Source organism: Promicromonospora noduliphila, from assembly GCF_056951025.1.
On the sequence record NZ_CM167806.1, the window covers coordinates 6,022,184 to 6,039,039 of the forward strand.

Consider the following 16,856-nt stretch of genomic DNA (forward strand, 5'->3'; position numbering starts at 1 on the left):
GGAGAACGCCGTGACCGCACCGACCGACCCTGCGTCGGACCCCAGCGCCGAGGCCGCCAGCGGTCCGGACGCGTCCGCCGCGCCGCCGGCGTCGGCCAGCAGCCTCGGACGCAACTCGATAGTCATGGCGGCGGGCACCGCCGCCTCCCGCCTCGGCGGCCTGGTGCGCAACATGATGCTGGTGGCCGCCATCGGCTCGGCGGGCACGGTCGCGAACGCGTTCGACGTCGCGAACAAGCTGCCCGGCGTCCTGTTCGCGATCCTCGCCGGCGGCATGCTGAACGCCGTCCTGGTGCCGCAGATCGTCAAGGCGTTCCGCGCGCACAACGCCCAGGAGCGGATCGACAAGCTGCTCACCGTCTCCGCCGTCGGCATCCTGGCGGTCACCGCCGGCCTCACGGGTGCTTCCGCGTGGGTGGTGATGCTCTACACGGACGGCTGGACCGCCGAGCAGCTCGCGCTCGGGACCGTCTTCGCGTACTGGTGCATCCCACAGCTCTTCTTCTTCGGTCTGTACACGCTGCTGGGCCAGGTGCTGAACGCCCGCGAGCAGTTCGGCCCGTTCATGTGGGCACCGGTGGCGAACAACGTGGTGGCGATCCTCGGGTTCGGCATCTTCCTGCTCGTGTTCGGCAGCGCACCCGACCTCGGGATCAACGACCTGTCCGAGTGGGACACGCCGCGCACGATCCTGCTGGCCGGGACGGCCACCCTCGGCATCGTGACCCAGGCGCTGGTGCTGCTCGTGCCGCTGCTGCGCTCCGGCTTCCGGTGGCACTTCCGCCTCGGGCTGCGCGGCATCGGCCTGCGCTCGGCGGGGGCGGTCGCCCTGTGGACGCTCGCCGCGGTGGTCCTGGAACAGGCCGGCGTCGCGTACCTGACGAGGGTCACCTCGGGGGCCGGGGCCTCCGGTGAGGCGATGGCGGGCAACGCCTCGTACACGCAGGCGCTCCTCATCTACCTGCTGCCCCACTCGCTGGTCACGGTCTCGATAGCGACCGCACTGTTCACGGGGATCAGCAAGGCCGCGCAGGAGGGCGACACAGACCGCGTCCGCGCCGACCTGTCCCTCGGACTGCGCACCATCGGTGTCTTCACCGTGTTCGCCACCGCGGCGCTCGTCGTGCTGGCGGGTCCGGCCACCGCCTTCATCGTCCCGACGGCGGGCGCCGAGGGCACCGCCCTCATCGCGCCCGTGCTGACCGCGCTCGCGTTCGGCCTGGTGCCGCTCGGCGGCATGGCCCTCATGAAGTGGGTCTACTACGCCTACGAGGACGGCCGCTCCGTCTTCTGGATCACCGTGCCGTCGACGCTCGCCCTCGTCGCCGGGCTGATCGCGGCCCAGATCTGGCTGGACCCGCGGTACTGGGTCATCGCCGCCGGTGGCTCGTACGCCCTGTCGAACTGGATCACGGTGCTCCTGCGCACCAGGGGCCTCAAGGCGAAGCTCGGCGGCCGGCTCGACGGCGTCCGCATCCTCACCCTGCACGCCAAGGCGGTCCTCGCCGCCGCGGTCTCCGGGTTCGCCGGGTGGGGCGTCTACCGGCTGGTCGGCGGGTTCGAGGTGCTCACGTTCGACAGCGGCTGGGTGCTCACCATGCTCAGCGGCCTGTGGGTGACCGCGCTCTGCGGCGTAGTCATGCTCGCCGTCTACGTGCTGCTGCTCCGCCTGCTGCGCGTCGACGAGCTCAACCGGCTGCTGGCGCCGGTGCTGGCGCGGTTGCGGCGCTGACTCTCGCGGCGAGACTCTCGCGGCGCGGTCCGACCGCCGGTTCTCGGGGGCCGGCACCGCCGGACGACGTCGTCCCGGAGGCACAGGCCACCTCGGTGGTCTGTGCCTCTCGCGTACCGGCACTCTCGCACGCGGCACTCTCGCGGACGCCCGGCACGCGGGAGCATGTGGACGCCTCGTAGGTGCGGACGGCTGATCTCGCGGATGCCTGGCGCGGGCGGGGCCACGTCCCGGCGGGCTGTCGGCGGTTCCGCGTAGCATGGCGACGGCGCGTGATCCCTGTGGTGACGCACCTGCTACTGTCCCTGTCCCCCGAGCGAGCGAGGAGGTCCGTGTGAGCACCGTCGAGCCAGGCAGCGTGCTGGTCGAGAGATACAGGCTGAGCCAGCAGGCGAGCACCGACCTCGCCGCGGCGACCGCCTGGGAGGCACACGACCTGATCCTCGACCGCGAGGTCCGCGTGACCCTCGTGACCGGGCCCTATGCGGGCGACGCGCTGGACTCCGCCCGGCGTGCGGCCCTCGTGACAGACCCTCGCCTGGTCCGCGTGCTCGACGCCGGGTCGGACGCCGACGGCCACAAGTACGTGGTCACCGAGCCGCACACCGGCAAGACCCTGACGGAGATCGTCTCGGGCGGTCTCGTCGACGAGCAGCAGGCCAGGGCGATCGTCGGTGAGGCGGCCACCGCCCTCGGCGTTGCGCACGCCCGCGGCGTGCACCACACCGTGCTGCGCCCGGAGGCCGTCCGCATCGACGGCCACCAGGTCCGGATCACGGGCCTCGGGCTCGACGGCGGGCTCGCCTCTGGCGATACCCTCAACGGCAGGCCGGCCCAGTTCGACGCCCAGGGCCTGGTGGCCCTCCTCTACTACGCGATGACGGCGCGCTGGCCCGGCCACGACCTCGAGGCCGACTGGATCGCGAAGGACACCCTGATCCCGTTGCCGGCGCAGGTCGACGACTCGGGCGCCGTTGCGCCCCTGTCCACGCTGGTCCCCCACGTGGACACCGACATCGACGCCCTGGTGCGCCGGACGTTCGACGCGTCCGGCGGTGCCGAAGGGCCGATGAACCCCGACGACGTGACCGCGGCCCTCCGGCCGTGGGGAGAGGTTTCCGTAGTGGCATCGCTGCCTGGATTCGTGCAGCCCGAGCCGGAGGAGCCGCGACGACAGTCCGTCGCCGAAGCCTTCGGTGGCGAGGGAACGCCGCCCGTGCGGCGCCCCGTCACCGGCCGGATCGCACGTAACGACGAGACGATGGCGATGGGGGCAGGCACCGTGCCCGCCGGCTACCCCGAGCCGCAGAACGACTACACCTACGAGCCGCAGGCCTACGGGCACGCACCGGTTCCGCCCCCACCGCCCGAGGGCGCGGTGCCGGGCTACGACCAGTTCGGCCAGCCGGCCGCGCAGCAGCCCGGGTACGGTCAGGCGCAGTACGCGCCGCAGGCGCCGCAGCAGTACCCCCCGCAGTCGTTCGCGCCGGCGGGACAGGACCCCAACGGCGGCTACTACGACCCGGACGCGGGGTTCGCCACGCAGCCGGCGCCCAAGCGCGGCGGCGTCAACCCGACGCCGATCGTGCTCGGTCTCGTGGGCGTCGCGGTCGTCGCCGGCCTCATCTGGGCCATCAACGCCGTCCTGGCGCCCACGCCTGACGTGATCGCCGATGCCTCTCCGACGCCGGTGTCGTCCGCCTCCCCAGGCGGCACCGAGGGCGGGGGCAGCACCCAGCCGTCCGCACCCACCGAGACGGAGGCGCGCCCGGTGATCGACTCGGCCGCGCTCCTCGGCGTCCTGGAGTGGGAGGGCCAGACCATCGACCACCCGGAGAAGGTCGAGCTGGCGTACGACGCCGACCCGGCGACGTTCTACTACACCACCACCTACCAGCGGCAGGCGGCTTTCGGCGGGTTCAAGGACTTCCTGGGGATGGAGCTGAAGCTGCGGGAGCCGGCGTCGGTCACCAAGATCGAGCTGCTCACTCCCAAGACCCCGGGCGGCAAGGTGCAGATCCTCAAGGGCGGCGAGGGCGGCGAGGTGCTCGCGGAGGGGACGTTCTCCGAGACCACCACGTTCGAGCTGCCCGAGCCGGTCGTGAGCGACTCGTTCACGATCTGGATCACCGAGCTGCCCCAGGTCTCTGACGGCTACCGGCTCGAGCTGAACGAGGTTGTGCTGAGCTGACCTGAGTCACCGAGGCAAGGCTGGGGCGCGCGGAGAACGGTCCGCGCGCCCCAGTTCTGTTCGCGCCCGGCCCAGGCATCGAGAGTTCGCGTCACACCCCTCCCATGCATCGAAGTATGTCGATATTCTGTGGTGAGATTCACGTCCGCGACCGGGCCGCCGAGGGCATCGGCTGGAACACTGGGACCCGCTCGCGTGTTGTTGCGTGTGCCCATGGAACTCGAGGAGACCACCTTGACCGAACAGACCACCGCTCCGGCCGCGGGGACCACCGACGCCCCCGTGCTCGACGTCGTCATCGTGGGGTCCGGCCCCGCGGGATACACGGCCGCCGTCTACGCGGCGCGCGCCGGCTTCGCGCCCGTGGTCATCGCGGGCTCGGTCACCGCGGGCGGTGCGCTGATGAACACCACGGAGGTCGAGAACTTCCCCGGCTTCCCGGCCGGGATCCAGGGCCCCGAGCTGATGGACGCCATGCGCGAGCAGGCGGAGAAGTTCGGCGCCAAGGTCGTCTGGGACGACGCGGAGCAGGTCGAGCTGACGGGTGACGTCAAGACCATCGTGACGGGCGGCGGCGACACCTACCGCGCCCGGTCCGTGATCCTCGCGACCGGCTCCGCGTACCGCGAGCTGGGCCTGCCCGACGAGAAGCGCCTCTCCGGCCGCGGCGTATCGTGGTGCGCCACCTGCGACGGCTTCTTCTTCCGCGATCAGGACATCGTCGTGGTCGGCGGCGGCGACTCCGCGATGGAGGAGGCGACGTTCCTCACGCGCTTCGCCTCGAAGGTCACCGTCGTGCACCGCCGCGACGGCCTGCGGGCCTCGAAGATCATGGCCGACCGCGCCATGGCGGACCCGAAGATCGAGTTCGCGTGGAACAGCGAGGTCGCGGGCATCGCGGGCGAGGACAAGGTCGCGGGCATCAGCCTGCGCGACACCGTCACGGGCGACCTCCGGGACGTCGACGTGACCGGCCTGTTCATCGCGATCGGCCACGAGCCCCGCACCGACCTCGTCAAGGGCCAGGTGGACCTGGACGAGAACGGCTACATCCTCGTGGAGGGCCGCAGCACCCGCACCAACCTTCCCGGCGTCTTCGCGTGCGGCGACGCCGTCGACCACACCTACCGCCAGGCGATCACGGCCGCCGGCTCGGGCTGCTCCGCGGCGCTCGACGCCCAGGCGTACCTCGACTCGCTGAACGACTGAACCTCGGGCCGGCTCCACCCGGCCCCGCCTCACTCGGCCCTGACGGGCCACGAACAAGGAGATGCTGGATGAGCACCATCAAGGTCACCGACGACACCTTCAAGGCCGAGGTCCTCGACTCTGACATTCCTGTCTTCGTCGACTTCTGGGCCACCTGGTGCGGCCCGTGCCGCATGGTCGCGCCGATCCTCGAGGAGCTTTCCGACGAGTACGAGGGCAAGATCAAGATCGTCAAGCTCGACACCGACGAGAACCGCCAGACCGCCATGGACTACGGCATCGTGTCGATCCCGACGCTCAACGTCTACAAGGGCGGCGAGGTCGTGAAGTCGATCATCGGCGCCCGCCCGAAGCGCGCGCTGACCGAGGAGATCGACGAGGTCCTCGCGGGCTGATCCGGTCTCGCACACAAGCCGGAGCGTGTGCCCGGCCCACCCGGTCAGGTGACCGGGTGCGGCTCCGGGCACGCGCTCTTCTTGTGCGCGGGCCGTGTCCGCGAGCCTGTGCGCGAGCCCGGTAGACACACTGTTTCACGCGTGATCGGACACCGGTCCGACACCGGCGCCGTGCGACACTGGGGTGCGTGAACGAGCTTCCCGAGACCGCCGGTAACCGCCTCGACCCGTGGTTTGGTTCGTACGCGGCGCGAGCGCACGGCATGCGCGCCTCGGAGATCCGGGCGCTCTTCTCGGTCGCGAACCGTCCGGAGGTCGTGTCGCTGGCCGGCGGCATGCCGTACCTCGAAGGCCTGCCGCTCGAGGTCATCGCCGACACCATGCAGCGCCTCATCGCCACCAAGGGCACCACCGCCCTGCAGTACGGCTCCGGCCAGGGCGAGGAGGTACTGCGTGAGCACATCACGCAGGTGGTGGCGCTGGAGGGCGTGTCGGCCCATCCCGACGACGTCGTGGTCACCACCGGCTCCCAGTCCGCGCTCGACCTGGTGACCCGCATCTTCGTGGACCCGGGCGACGTCGTGGTCGCCGAGGCGCCCTCGTACGTCGGAGCGCTGGGCGTCTTCCGCTCCTACCAGGCCGACGTCGTCCACGTGCCGCTCGACGCCGAGGGACTCGTCCCCGCCGAGCTCGACGCAACGCTCACCCGGCTGGCGACCGAGGGCCGGCGGGTGAAATTTCTCTACACCATTCCGACGTTCCAGAACCCAGCCGGCGTCTCGATGTCCGTCGAGCGCCGCCCGCAGGTCCTGGAGATCTGCCGCCGGCACGGCGTCCTCGTCGTCGAGGACGACCCGTACGGCCTGCTCGGGTTCGACGACGAGCCGCTGCCCGCGCTGCGCTCCTATGACACCGACGGCGTGCTGTATCTCGGCTCGTTCTCCAAGACGTTCGCCCCCGGCTACCGGGTGGGCTTCGTCATCGCGCCGCACGCGGTGCGCGACAAGCTCGTGCTCGCGAGCGAGGCCGCCGTGCTGTCGCCGTCGAATGCCTCGCAGCTCGCGGTGGCGACCTACCTGGAGACCTGTGACTGGAAGGCCCAGATCAAGGCCTACCGCGAGATGTACCGCGAGCGGCGCGACGCGCTCGTCGGCGCGCTCGGCGAGCACCTGCCCAGCGCGTTGTGGAACGTGCCGAACGGCGGCTTCTTCGTGTGGGTCCGGCTCCCCGACGGCCTGGACGCCCGCGCGATGCTGCCCCGCGCCGTGACGGCGCGGGTCGCGTACGTGCCGGGCACCGCCTTCTACTACGACGGCAGCGGCTCGGACCACATGCGCCTGTCGTTCTGCTTCCCGACGCCGGAGCGCATCCGGGAGGGTGTGCGGCGACTGGCCGGCGTCGTGAACGGCGAGTCCGAGCTGGTGCAGATCTTCGGTACCTCCGCGCAGCCCGACCCGGACACGGACGACGTCGAGAGCCCGGCTCCCGATCTGGCGTGACGCCTGCGCCACGTCGGACGCACAGGTCACGCGGGTGTCCTGTGCGTCTGACACGATGGCTGCTGACCTGCTGACCGTTGACCCCTACCGAGTGAGTCCTCGATGACCAGTCCCGCCCCCGCACCGTCCGCGCCGGCGTCCTCCGATGTCCCCGCCGGCGCGCCGTCCTCCCCCACCGGGCCCGACGCCGGAAGGGGCGCTCCCCTGGTCGTCGTCCTCGCCGGCGGCCTGTCGCACGAGCGGGACGTGTCCCTCCGCTCCGGGCGCCGTGTGGCCGAGACGCTCCGCGCCACCGGCCTGGAGGTCGTGCTGCACGACGTCGACGCGGACCTCCTGGCGTTCCTCCGCGAGGCGCGGCCCGACGTCGTCTGGCCGCTGCTGCACGGTGCCTCCGGCGAGGACGGCTCGGTGCGTGACGTGCTCGACATGGTCGGCCTGCCGTACGTGGGCACCGGGCCGCGCGCGAGTCGCGTCGTCTGGAACAAGCCCATCGCGAAGGCCGCGCTGCTCGACGCCGGCCTCGCGACGCCGGACTACGTGACGCTCCCGCAGAGCCTCTTCCGAGACCTCGGCGCCCAGCCCGTCCTGGACACGATCGTCCGACGCCTCGGACTGCCGCTGGTGGTGAAGCCGACGGAGGGCGGTTCGGCCCTCGGCGTCACGGTCGTGACGCGTGCGGAGGACCTGCCGCGCGCGATGGTGGAGTGCTTCGCCTACGGCGAGACCGCGCTCATCGAGCAGGCGATCGACGGCGTCGAGCTCGCGGTCAGCGTGATCGACGGCCCCGACGGGCCGACAGCCCTCGCCGCCGTGGAGATCGTCGCCGACGGCGCGTACGACTACGCGGCCCGCTACGTCGCGGGCGAGACGGAGTTCTTCGCGCCGGCCCGCCTCACCGCGGAGCAGGCCACCCTCGTGTCCGACGTCGCCGTGCACGCGCACCGGGCGCTGCACCTGCGGCACCTGTCCCGCACCGACATGATTCTCGACCGGTCGGGCACCGCGTACGTGCTCGAGGTGAATGTCGCGCCCGGTATGACGGAGATGTCGCTTCTACCGCAGGCCGTGGCCGCGAGCGGGCACGATCTGCCGACGCTGTACCGCACCATCGTCGACACGGCGCTGACGGCTGCGCGGTAGCGGTTGGTGTTCGGACACAGTAACGGCTCCGGGCCGGCATCCACGTGGTGTGGTTGCCGGCCCGGAGCCGTTCGTATGCGCCAGCGTGTCAGGCGTCAGAGGCGGGCTTGAAGAGACCCCGCTCGTCGGGTGCCATGACGTGGAGGATCCGGTTGAGGTCCTCGACCGAGGCGAACTCGACGGTCATGCGGCCCTTGGTCTTGCCGAGTGCGACCTTGACCCGCGTCTCGAAGCGGTCGGACAGCCGCGTGGCGAGCTCGTCCACCGCCTCGCTGCGGGTGCCGGCGCGCGGCGCCTTCCGTGTCTTGGTGCTGCCGCCGTCGGACTCCGCGAGCATCACGATCTCCTCGGTCGCGCGAACCGAGAGGCCTTCCGAGACGATGCGCTGTGCGAGCCGCTCGATCTCCGCGCCGTCGCTCAGGCCGAGCAGCGCCCGCGCGTGACCGGCCGACAGCACACCCGCCGCGACCCGGCGCTGCACGAGCGGTGGCAGGCGCAGCAGCCGCAGCGTGTTCGAGATCTGCGGACGGCTGCGCGCGATGCGGTGGGCGAGCTCTTCGTGCGTGCAGCCGAAGTCGTCGAGGAGCTGCCGGTAGGCCGCCGCCTCTTCGAGCGGGTTCAGGTCCGAGCGGTGCAGGTTCTCCAGCAGCGCGTCCCGGAGCATGTCGCCGTCTTCGGTATCGCGGATGATCGCCGGGATGGTCTCGAGCTCGGCGATCTGCGTTGCGCGCCAGCGTCGCTCACCCATGATGAGCTCGTACTCGCCGGGGCTGTCCTTGTCCGGCCGGACGACGATCGGCTGGAGGACGCCGATCTCCTTGATCGACTCGACCAGCTCGTCGAGGTCGCCCTCGTCGAAGACCGTCCGCGGCTGCCAGGTGTTCGGCCGGATCGCGGTGACGGGCAGCTCCGCGAAGCGCGCTCCGGGCACGGGGATGAGTTCCGGTGTTTCACGTGAAACGCCGTCGACCGCGCCCTGCTCCCTGCCGAAGAACGTGTTGTCCAGCGCCGACCCGCTACCGCCGTCGGCCGTCTCGTTGGCCACCGAGAGCCGGCCGCTGGCGATAGCGGAGTCCCACTTCACCGTACTGGGGCGCGGGCCCGTGTTCTTGGCAGCCTTCTTCTCCGGCGACGACTCCGTCGGCGCAGCGCTCACCGGGATCGTGCTCACCGGAACCTCGTCCGTCGCGACGAGCGCCGGCGAGGGTCGCTCCTCGACGGCCGTCGCGACCGCGCCGCCCAGCGCGTTGTCCGCGCCGTCGGACTCGCCCTGGCCCGCTCCGGGAGCCTGCTCGTCCAGCTCGGGACCCGTCGGGATCAGGGCGCCAAGGCCCCGCCCGAGCCCGCGTCGCTTCGCACTCATCGTGTCTCCTCGTCGGTTCCGGTCCAACGCTGGGCGCGGACGGGTCTCATCTCCATCGTCACGGGGCGCACCGCGCCCCGATCGTCACTGCCTGGCCACTGCACACCATCAGTCCTGCGCTCCGACCGGCTCCGCCCGCATCGCGCGCCGCGGGCTCGAACCGCCCTGGCCCCGCTCGGCGAGCTCGCGGGACGCCTGCAGGTAGGCGAGCGCACCTGTCGACGTCGCGTCGTACGTCATCACGGTCTGGCCGTAGCTCGGCGCCTCCGAGATCCGCACCGACCGCGGGATCGTCGTCTTGAAGGTCTCGGCAGGAAAGTGCGACCGCACCTCGCCCGCGACCTGCTGCGCCAGGTTCGTGCGGCCGTCGTACATCGTCAGCAGGATCGACGAGACGCGCAGCTCCGGATTGAGGTGCGAGCGGATCAGGTCGATCGTCTTGAGCAGCTGGCTCAGGCCTTCCAGCGCGTAGTACTCACACTGGATCGGGATGAAGACCTCGCGGCCGGCCACGAAGGCGTTCACCGTGAGCAGCCCGAGGCTCGGCGGGCAGTCGATCAGGACGTAGTCGATCCGCTCCTCGCCCGCCGCGACGCGATCGGCGAGGTACTTGTCGATCGCCTTGCGGAGCCTCGTTTCACGTGAAACGAGCGAGACGAGCTCGATCTCGGAGCCCGAGAGGTCGATCGTCGCGGGCACACCCCAGAGGTTCGGGACGTCCGGGCACTGCTGCACGGTGCTCGCCAGAGGCTCGCCCTCGACGAGGATCTCGTAGACCGACGGCGTCCCCGCGCGGTGCTCGATGCCGAGGGCGGTCGACGCGTTGCCCTGCGGATCGTTGTCGATCACGAGTACGTTCAGGCCGGCCTGCGCCAGCCCAGCGGCCACGTTCACGGTGGTCGTCGTCTTGCCGACGCCACCCTTCTGGTTCGCCACCGTGATGATGCGTGTCTTCGCGGGGCGCGGGAACTTGCGCCCCTGCAGTTCGATGCGCCGGCGAGCGTCCATGGCGAGCTCGGCGGCGACAGGAGTCGTGTCGTCAACGGCCGGGACGGTTGCGATGAGGGCTGACCGCCGCTCTTCATCGCTACCGTGCGGGCCGCCTGTGGGCTGTTGGGTGCCGGTGGGCGTCTGCACGGACCCAGGTGTTTCACGTGAAACACCGGGAGCGGAGAGGCTCTGCACAGGAATCGGATCCGTCACGCGGACACTGTAATCGCTGGCCATGTCTTCTGGCTCGGACTCCGGCTCAGTTTCTCGGGCGGAATGTGTGAATTCCGTATCGACGAAGACGACCGCCTCGTCATCCTCGGCTGCCATGGCCGAACCGATGACCGCGGGCGCGGCATTGACCGCCGCATCGAGGGCTTCACTGGCCCGCTTGATCGCGTCGGCCGGTACCGGGCGGTCCGACGGCAGCTTATCCATCAGATCTGGATCTCCCAGATCTGGATCTTCGCCTGCCGACGTCCCGGGGCCTTCGTCCGCCAGCGCCTCCGCGCCATCGCCCGTCGGCGTCGCGTCGGCCGTTCCGCTCACGTCATCCGGCGCCGGTTCCGGCGCACCCGCGACGGCGGCGCCTGCCGCGAACGCCCCGACCGAGTCGAGTGCTTCCGCATGCTCGGTCGACGCCGGCTTCGTCACCGACTCGATCAACTGGTTCAACATCGCTTCGCTCTCTCCCCCGGCGCCGGGGCGATCCTGACCCCAGACCTCGTCCTGAGGACCGACCCGCACGATCTTCGGCTGAGGCGGCGCCATGTCCACGGACGACGGCACCGTGACGTCCTCCGACTCCCCCGTCCCACTGGCCTCCGGCGCCGAGAAGCCTTCGACGTCGGGCCGCACCCCAGCCGATGAGCCCGGGCCGCTCTCCGTCCCGGAGTCGCCGGCTCCGCCGAGATCCCCGGAGCCAGCGGCCGCGACCTTTGGACCTCCGTCATGCTCCGATTCAGCCGCGGATGCGCCAGCCGGCTGTCTCTCGTCCGTCGCGTCGGCAGCCGAGATAGATCGCCCCGCCGGCTCGACCGCAGGCGAGGCCATCTCCGTCTCGATCGCGGTGTCCGAGCCAGACACCTCGGCCACGGGAGGCGATTCCGAAGCGGACAAGTCTGGCGCCGCCGGCTTCGTCGCCGACGTCGCGACTCGCGCTGCCCGCGCTACTCGCTTGGACTTTCTTCTGAAGAAGCACACCCCTGTAACGCTACGGTCGCCTGCCTGCTCAGGCGTGCCGAAACGCCGACCCGTGGAGGATCCGATCCCACCTCTGACGTCGGCCGACAGCGCCGATCGCTCCTGTCCCGATCGGGACCCGATTTCGACATCCCCGCTCGGCCCCGGCACCGTCCAGACTGGACGCAGCTGACCGTCGCGGTTTCACGTGAAACGACGATCGCGCGGCGCCATACGGCTCCACGTTCGAGCGTCCCTCGATCCCGGCCGGCACTCTCGAATCTTGGGCGTCGACCATCGTGGTCCACCATCGGGCACCGCAGCCCACGCCCCGCGCCTCGCCGTCCAGCCCCAGCGCCCTGCGCCCAACCCCGAGCCGTAGTGCCCGGCCCCGTGCCCGCGACCCAAGCCCAAATCCCAGCCCGTCGTTTCACGTGAAACGAAGACGCGCGCCCGAGCGACCGGGCACCCGCCCTCGACGATCGCCCTCTTCACCGCCACAGCGAATCCGCCGCCCACCGAATCCGCCCACCGGCAGGTTCCTCCGAACCGGCCCCGAGCCCAACCCGATCGCTATGGCCGAACTGATATGCCCCGACCCACTTCGCCGCCCCATATTCTCGGTCCGTCCAGGCACGTCCGACTCCACGCAAGGAGACGTCATGTCCAGACCCATCACCCGAGCCGGTGCGCTCATCATTGCGTTCGCTGGCGCCCTCGTGCTCGCCTTCGCGACCCCGGCGACCGCCGCCACCTTCCTCACCCACGCCCAAGCCACCAGCCAGCTCAGCGCCGCCGGCATCGGCTGGACCTCGAGCGGGGGATGCAGCGATCGCAACGTCCCCACCTGCACCTCGTTCGAACAGGTACGCCAGACCACCATCGACGGGATCCGGACGCTGCGCTCGGCCAGCGGTTGCGCCATCACGATCACCGGCGGTACCGAGACCGGACACTCCAGCGGCACCTACAGCCACTGGAACGGCTATAAGCTCGACATCCGCCCGACCACCTGCATCGACAGCTACATCACCGGCAACTTCACGTACGTCGGGTACATCGCCGGCTGGGGTTACCAGTACCGCTCCGCCGCCGGGAACCTGTACACCGACGAGGGCAACCACTGGGACATCCTCTACTACAACTGCGGCGGCTGCTGACGCCGAGAGCAGCACCCCGGCGAGGGGGCGCAAGGCCCGCGCGAAAGTCGGAACGGGAGCGGTCGCCTCCACGGCGCCCGCTCCCGTTCCACGTGAAACATCCGAGCTCCACGCGAACATCCAACGGGAAGAGAGCTACTTCCCTCGGCGCAGCCGAACGATCGTCGTCGGCTCGACACCCTCCACAGTGGTTCCCTCCAGGATCTCCGGATCGCCCGTGCCGTACTTGCGCAGCACCTTCCGCGCCGGCTCCACCTCCTGCGCGACGTTGCGCCCCTTCAGGATCACCATCTCGCCGCCGACCCGGACGAGCGGCATGCTCAGCCGGACCAGCTTCGACAGCGCGGCAACCGCGCGGGACGTGACGGCGTCGACCTCGAACGCGCCGTGGAACTCCTCGGCCCGTCCCCGCTTCACCTCGACGTTCTGCAGCCCCAGCTCCGCCACGACCTCCGCCAGCCAGGTCGTCCGACGCTCCATCGGCTCGACGAGAATCACCTCGAGCTCAGGCCGCAGCACGGCAATCACCACCCCTGGCAGTCCGGCGCCCGACCCGATGTCCGCGACCGAGCCGGTCGTGGGCAGGTACGGCACCACCGCAGCCGAGTTCAGGATGTGCCGCTCCCAGATCCGCGGAACCTCACGCGGCCCGATCAGCCCACGCAGCTCACCCTGGTCGAGCAGCAGTTCCGCGTAGCGCGCGACGCCGTCGTACACCTCCCCGAGGTACGCCTTGGCCGCATCACTCGCCCCGAGCGTCTCGGCGTCGGGCACCCGAGCGATGCCGTCGGCCTCCTCGGCTCCCGCCACGTCCGAACCTTCCACGTCCCGTCCTCCACTCGCAGTCGAAAGAAGCCAAACACACCGAAGGCCGGCGCACGTCCTCGGGACGCGTGCCGGCCCTCGGCCGAAACCCGCAGCTCAGTCGGTGGCGACGGCCGGCCCGTCGGCCGGCTGCACGACGACGTACCGCTCCGGCTCGACGCCGCGCGAGTCGCTGATCAGCCCTGCCGCCGCGACGACGTCGTGCACGACCTTCCGTTCGAAGGCGTTCAGCGGTTCGAGCTCGACCTCCTCGCCGGAGGCCCGCACCTGCGCGACGGCGTCCTCAGCCATCCGGGTCAGCTCGACGCGCCGCGCCGCCCGGTAGCCGCCGATGTCGAGCATCAGCCGGCTCCGCTCCCCCGTGCGGGTCTGCACGGCCAGGCGTGTCAGCTCCTGCATCGCGTCGAGCACCTCGCCTTCCCGCCCGATCAGGTGCGCGAGCGAGCTCGGGTCGTCAGCGACCACCTCGACCGCGGCACGGTCGTGCTTGATGTCGAGGTCGATGTCACCGTCGAGATCAGCGATGTCGAGGAACTCCTCGAGATAGTCCGCGGCGATCTCGCCCTCTTCCTCGAGGCGCTTGGTGCGATCCTCCGGGTCCGCGACCGTGGCCGCCGGATCCTGCGCGGCCGTACCTGTGCTCGCGTTCATCGCGTCTTCCTCCTACTTCTTCTGCTTGCGCTTGCCCGACGACGCCGGGGTCGCCCCGGGCGCCGTACCGGACTGCTTGGGCTTCGACCCCGGCTGCTGTCCCGACGTCGTGCCCGACTGCTTGGGCTTGGCGCCGGGCTGCTTCCCGGTCGGTGCGTCCGACGGCGCATCCTGCGGCGCGGACTGCGCGAGCGCCGGACGGGTGGGCGCGGGGCGGGCGCCGCCCTTCTGCCGGTTCTTCCGCTTCGGCTGCACCCGCTGGCCGCCCTTCGGCTCCTCGATCACCGGCGTCTCGTCCTCGATGACCTCGCCGCTGCGCGCCGCGCGCCGCGCGGCCTTCGCCGCCTGCCGCTCCTTCATCTGCTTCTCGGCCAGCGAGCCCGGCGTCGGCATGCGCCGGATCGTGTAGTACTGCTGGCCCATGGACCACAGGTTGGTCACGGTCCAGTAGATGAGGACACCGACCGGGAAGTTCACGCCAGAGATCGCGAACACGATCGGCAGCATGTACAGCATCAGCTTCTGCGTCTGCGCCATCGGGCCCTCGAGGGCCGACGGCGGCATGTTCTTCATCGTGAGCTGGCGCTGCGTGGTGAAGGTCGTGACGCTCATCGCGACGATGAGAGCGATGACGACGATGCGCGAGACCAGGGAGTCGGTCTGCAGGAAGACGTCGCTGAGCTGGGCGCCGAACAGGGTCGACGACTCGATGTCACCGGCGACCGAGCGGGTGATCGGGCCGATCGGGTCCGCGTCACCGGTCGAGATGCTCTCCAGGCCGTTCAGCACGCGGAACAGCGCGAAGAAGATCGGCGACTGCAGCAGGATCGGCATACAGGAGGCGAAGGGGTTGGTCCCGTGCTTCCGGTACAGCTCCATCGTCTCGCGCGTCATGTTCTCGCGCGACGCCGGGTCCGTCTTGCCCTTGTACTTCTTCTGGATCGCCTGCAGCTCGGGCTGGATCATCTGCATCCCGCGCGAGGCCTTGATCTGCCGGAAGAAGAGCGGGATGAGCAGGATACGGATGACGATCACCAGAGCGACGATCGACAGGACCCACGCTGTGCCGGGGCCGTCGGACATGCCGAGCGTGGTGAAGAGCCAGTGCGACCCGTAGATGATCCAGGCGACGACCCATTCGATCGGCCAGAGGAAAGCGAAGAAGTCCATCGGTCAAGAAGCTCCAGGTTGGGTGACGCGAAGTCTGCGGGAGGTGCGGGGGTCGGGTGCGGCGGCACGAGCCGGGGCAGGTCAGCCCTCGGCGTGGGTGTGCGCGCCGCGCGCGGGCGGCACGTCGTCGACGCCGCCGAGACTCCACGGGTTGCACCGCAGCAGGCGCCACAGCGCGAGGCCCAGACCGCGCAGCGCACCGTGGCGCCGCAGCGCGATCACGGCGTACTGCGAGCAGGACGGGTAGTACTTGCAGCTCGGCGGGCTCATCGGGCTGATGAATGCCTGGTAGAACCGGATCATCCCCACGAGGAGGGTCACCGGGAGCCGGCCGATCAGCGAGGGCTCGCGCGGCGGGGCCTCGCCCTCGGGTACGGGGATGGTGGTCATCTCTTCCCGTCTCCGGATGCGCGTGCGACAGCACGGCGCAAGCACGAGTTGAGGTCGCGGTCGAGATCCGCGTACGTAGCACCCGCCGACGGCGGGAGTGCCCGCACGACGGCGCGAGAAGCGGCCGGCAGCACCGCGAGGTGTCCGGCCGCTGCGGCGCGCAACCGGCGCTTCACCAGGTTGCGCTGCACGGAGTTACCCACAGCCTTGGAAACGACAAAACCGACCTGGGGAGTTCCCGATCCTGGGTCCGCGACGTTCTCGTCCGGCACCAGGAGGTGAACCACCAAGGTCGATCGGCCTGCACGCGTGCCGCGACGCACCGTCCGCTCGAAGTCGACGGAACGGCGCAGACGGTGCGCCGCGGGCAACATGGCTCAGGCTGAGAGCTCGGCGCGACCCTTGCGACGGCGGGCCGCCAGGATGGCGCGGCCGGCACGGGTGCGCATGCGCAGCCGGAAGCCGTGGGTCTTCGCACGACGGCGGTTGTTCGGCTGGAAGGTCCGCTTGCTCACGAGGTACTCCAAGAACGTCGGGGTAGGCACACCGTCTGTCCTCGACGATGCAGTGAAAGATGCAGTGAAAGTGACCGATCGGTACAGCGACCGGCCGAGCCGACCCGGGGTCCTGACCCACCGGTCGGAGCCGACGTCGGAGGACGTCACCCGGATCCGTGTGTGGGCGCGCAAAAGTACCTGGAACGGCTGTCTGACGTTACGCCGCCGGGACCCTCCGGGTCAAACCAGAACGGCGGGATCACGCGTGTCGGACGCGCCACACCGCGGGCGACGGCGCGCCTCCCGGAAGGGGCCGCCGACCGGCCCGCGTACCACCTGCCCAGCCATGATCCGCGCCATCCACAACCTGTGGACAACTGTGTGGACGGTGCTCCATCATGGCAGACTCCAAGACACCCCCAGCATCGCGCACCACCCCACGCACGAGACTAAGGAAAGCCA

The 16,856-nt window shown here is 70.4% G+C and carries 15 protein-coding genes; 7 read left to right on the forward strand and 8 right to left on the reverse strand.

Going from position 1 to position 16,856, the window contains the following annotated elements:
• Positions 1-10: 10 nt before the first annotated feature.
• From murJ to AC0QU1_RS26385, 6 genes are all read left to right on the forward strand, one after another.
• Positions 11-1,732 (forward strand): murein biosynthesis integral membrane protein MurJ, encoded by a 1,722-nt coding sequence (murJ, locus tag AC0QU1_RS26360; protein WP_483573606.1) that lies wholly within the window; start codon positions 11-13, stop codon positions 1,730-1,732.
• Positions 1,733-2,066: 334 nt separating this feature from the next.
• A complete protein-coding gene (locus AC0QU1_RS26365) occupies positions 2,067-3,923 on the forward strand; it encodes a protein kinase family protein (protein ID WP_483573607.1) in 1,857 nt (618 codons plus the stop codon).
• A 234-nt stretch (positions 3,924-4,157) separates the two neighbouring features.
• Positions 4,158-5,132: a thioredoxin-disulfide reductase gene (trxB, locus tag AC0QU1_RS26370; protein WP_483573608.1), complete on the forward strand. Its 975-nt coding sequence runs from the start codon at positions 4,158-4,160 to the stop codon at positions 5,130-5,132.
• 68 nt (positions 5,133-5,200) lie between these two features.
• Positions 5,201-5,527, forward strand: coding sequence for a thioredoxin (trxA, locus tag AC0QU1_RS26375; protein WP_036958760.1), 327 nt, complete (start codon positions 5,201-5,203; stop codon positions 5,525-5,527).
• Positions 5,528-5,715: 188 nt separating this feature from the next.
• Positions 5,716-7,026 (forward strand): aminotransferase-like domain-containing protein, encoded by a 1,311-nt coding sequence (locus tag AC0QU1_RS26380; protein ID WP_483573609.1) that lies wholly within the window; start codon positions 5,716-5,718, stop codon positions 7,024-7,026.
• Positions 7,027-7,128: 102 nt separating this feature from the next.
• Positions 7,129-8,166, forward strand: a complete 1,038-nt coding sequence (locus tag AC0QU1_RS26385; RefSeq protein WP_483573610.1) for a D-alanine--D-alanine ligase family protein — start codon at positions 7,129-7,131, stop codon at positions 8,164-8,166.
• An 88-nt stretch (positions 8,167-8,254) separates the two neighbouring features.
• Here AC0QU1_RS26385 and AC0QU1_RS26390 read toward each other — a convergent pair whose 3' ends face one another.
• Positions 8,255-9,529 (reverse strand): ParB/RepB/Spo0J family partition protein, encoded by a 1,275-nt coding sequence (locus AC0QU1_RS26390; protein WP_483573611.1) that lies wholly within the window; start codon positions 9,527-9,529, stop codon positions 8,255-8,257.
• A 108-nt stretch (positions 9,530-9,637) separates the two neighbouring features.
• Complete coding sequence (locus AC0QU1_RS26395; RefSeq protein WP_483573612.1) at positions 9,638-11,308, reverse strand: ParA family protein; 1,671 nt, start codon at positions 11,306-11,308, stop codon at positions 9,638-9,640.
• Positions 11,309-12,363: 1,055 nt separating this feature from the next.
• On the opposite strand from AC0QU1_RS26395, the gene AC0QU1_RS26400 reads away from it, so the two are divergent.
• Positions 12,364-12,861, forward strand: a complete 498-nt coding sequence (locus AC0QU1_RS26400; protein WP_483573613.1) for a hypothetical protein — start codon at positions 12,364-12,366, stop codon at positions 12,859-12,861.
• A gap of 135 nt (positions 12,862-12,996) precedes the next feature.
• Here AC0QU1_RS26400 and rsmG read toward each other — a convergent pair whose 3' ends face one another.
• The 6 genes from rsmG to rpmH form a co-directional block, all read right to left on the reverse strand.
• The gene (gene rsmG / locus AC0QU1_RS26405; RefSeq protein ID WP_483573614.1) at positions 12,997-13,671 is read right to left on the reverse strand and encodes a 16S rRNA (guanine(527)-N(7))-methyltransferase RsmG; all 675 of its coding nucleotides are present in this window, start codon (positions 13,669-13,671) and stop codon (positions 12,997-12,999) included.
• A gap of 111 nt (positions 13,672-13,782) precedes the next feature.
• Positions 13,783-14,337, reverse strand: coding sequence for a Jag family protein (locus AC0QU1_RS26410; RefSeq protein WP_483573615.1), 555 nt, complete (start codon positions 14,335-14,337; stop codon positions 13,783-13,785).
• Positions 14,338-14,349: 12 nt separating this feature from the next.
• Complete coding sequence (gene yidC, locus AC0QU1_RS26415; protein WP_483573616.1) at positions 14,350-15,507, reverse strand: membrane protein insertase YidC; 1,158 nt, start codon at positions 15,505-15,507, stop codon at positions 14,350-14,352.
• An 81-nt stretch (positions 15,508-15,588) separates the two neighbouring features.
• On the reverse strand, positions 15,589-15,897 hold the full coding sequence (gene yidD / locus AC0QU1_RS26420) for a membrane protein insertion efficiency factor YidD (protein WP_483573617.1): 309 nt from the start codon (positions 15,895-15,897) through the stop codon (positions 15,589-15,591).
• Positions 15,894-16,271 (reverse strand): ribonuclease P protein component, encoded by a 378-nt coding sequence (gene rnpA, locus AC0QU1_RS26425; protein WP_483573618.1) that lies wholly within the window; start codon positions 16,269-16,271, stop codon positions 15,894-15,896. Before rnpA ends, yidD begins: the two co-directional genes overlap by 4 nt.
• Before the next feature lie 3 nt (positions 16,272-16,274).
• On the reverse strand, positions 16,275-16,412 hold the full coding sequence (rpmH, locus tag AC0QU1_RS26430; protein ID WP_010849920.1) for a 50S ribosomal protein L34: 138 nt from the start codon (positions 16,410-16,412) through the stop codon (positions 16,275-16,277).
• Between the last annotated feature and the right edge of the window lie 444 nt (positions 16,413-16,856).

What these genes read in the sequence shown, in the direction of transcription:
- AC0QU1_RS26385 (WP_483573610.1), top strand. Translation starts at nt 7,129, where the DNA reads ATGACCAGTCCCGCCCCCGCACCGTCCGCGCCGGCGTCCTCCGATGTC.
- yidD (WP_483573617.1), bottom strand. Translation starts at nt 15,897, where the DNA reads ATGACCACCATCCCCGTACCCGAGGGCGAGGCCCCGCCGCGCGAGCCC.
- yidC (WP_483573616.1), bottom strand. Translation starts at nt 15,507, where the DNA reads ATGGACTTCTTCGCTTTCCTCTGGCCGATCGAATGGGTCGTCGCCTGG.
- trxA (WP_036958760.1), top strand. Translation starts at nt 5,201, where the DNA reads ATGAGCACCATCAAGGTCACCGACGACACCTTCAAGGCCGAGGTCCTC.
- AC0QU1_RS26410 (WP_483573615.1), bottom strand. Translation starts at nt 14,337, where the DNA reads ATGAACGCGAGCACAGGTACGGCCGCGCAGGATCCGGCGGCCACGGTC.
- AC0QU1_RS26390 (WP_483573611.1), bottom strand. Translation starts at nt 9,529, where the DNA reads ATGAGTGCGAAGCGACGCGGGCTCGGGCGGGGCCTTGGCGCCCTGATC.
- AC0QU1_RS26400 (WP_483573613.1), top strand. Translation starts at nt 12,364, where the DNA reads ATGTCCAGACCCATCACCCGAGCCGGTGCGCTCATCATTGCGTTCGCT.
- rnpA (WP_483573618.1), bottom strand. Translation starts at nt 16,271, where the DNA reads ATGTTGCCCGCGGCGCACCGTCTGCGCCGTTCCGTCGACTTCGAGCGG.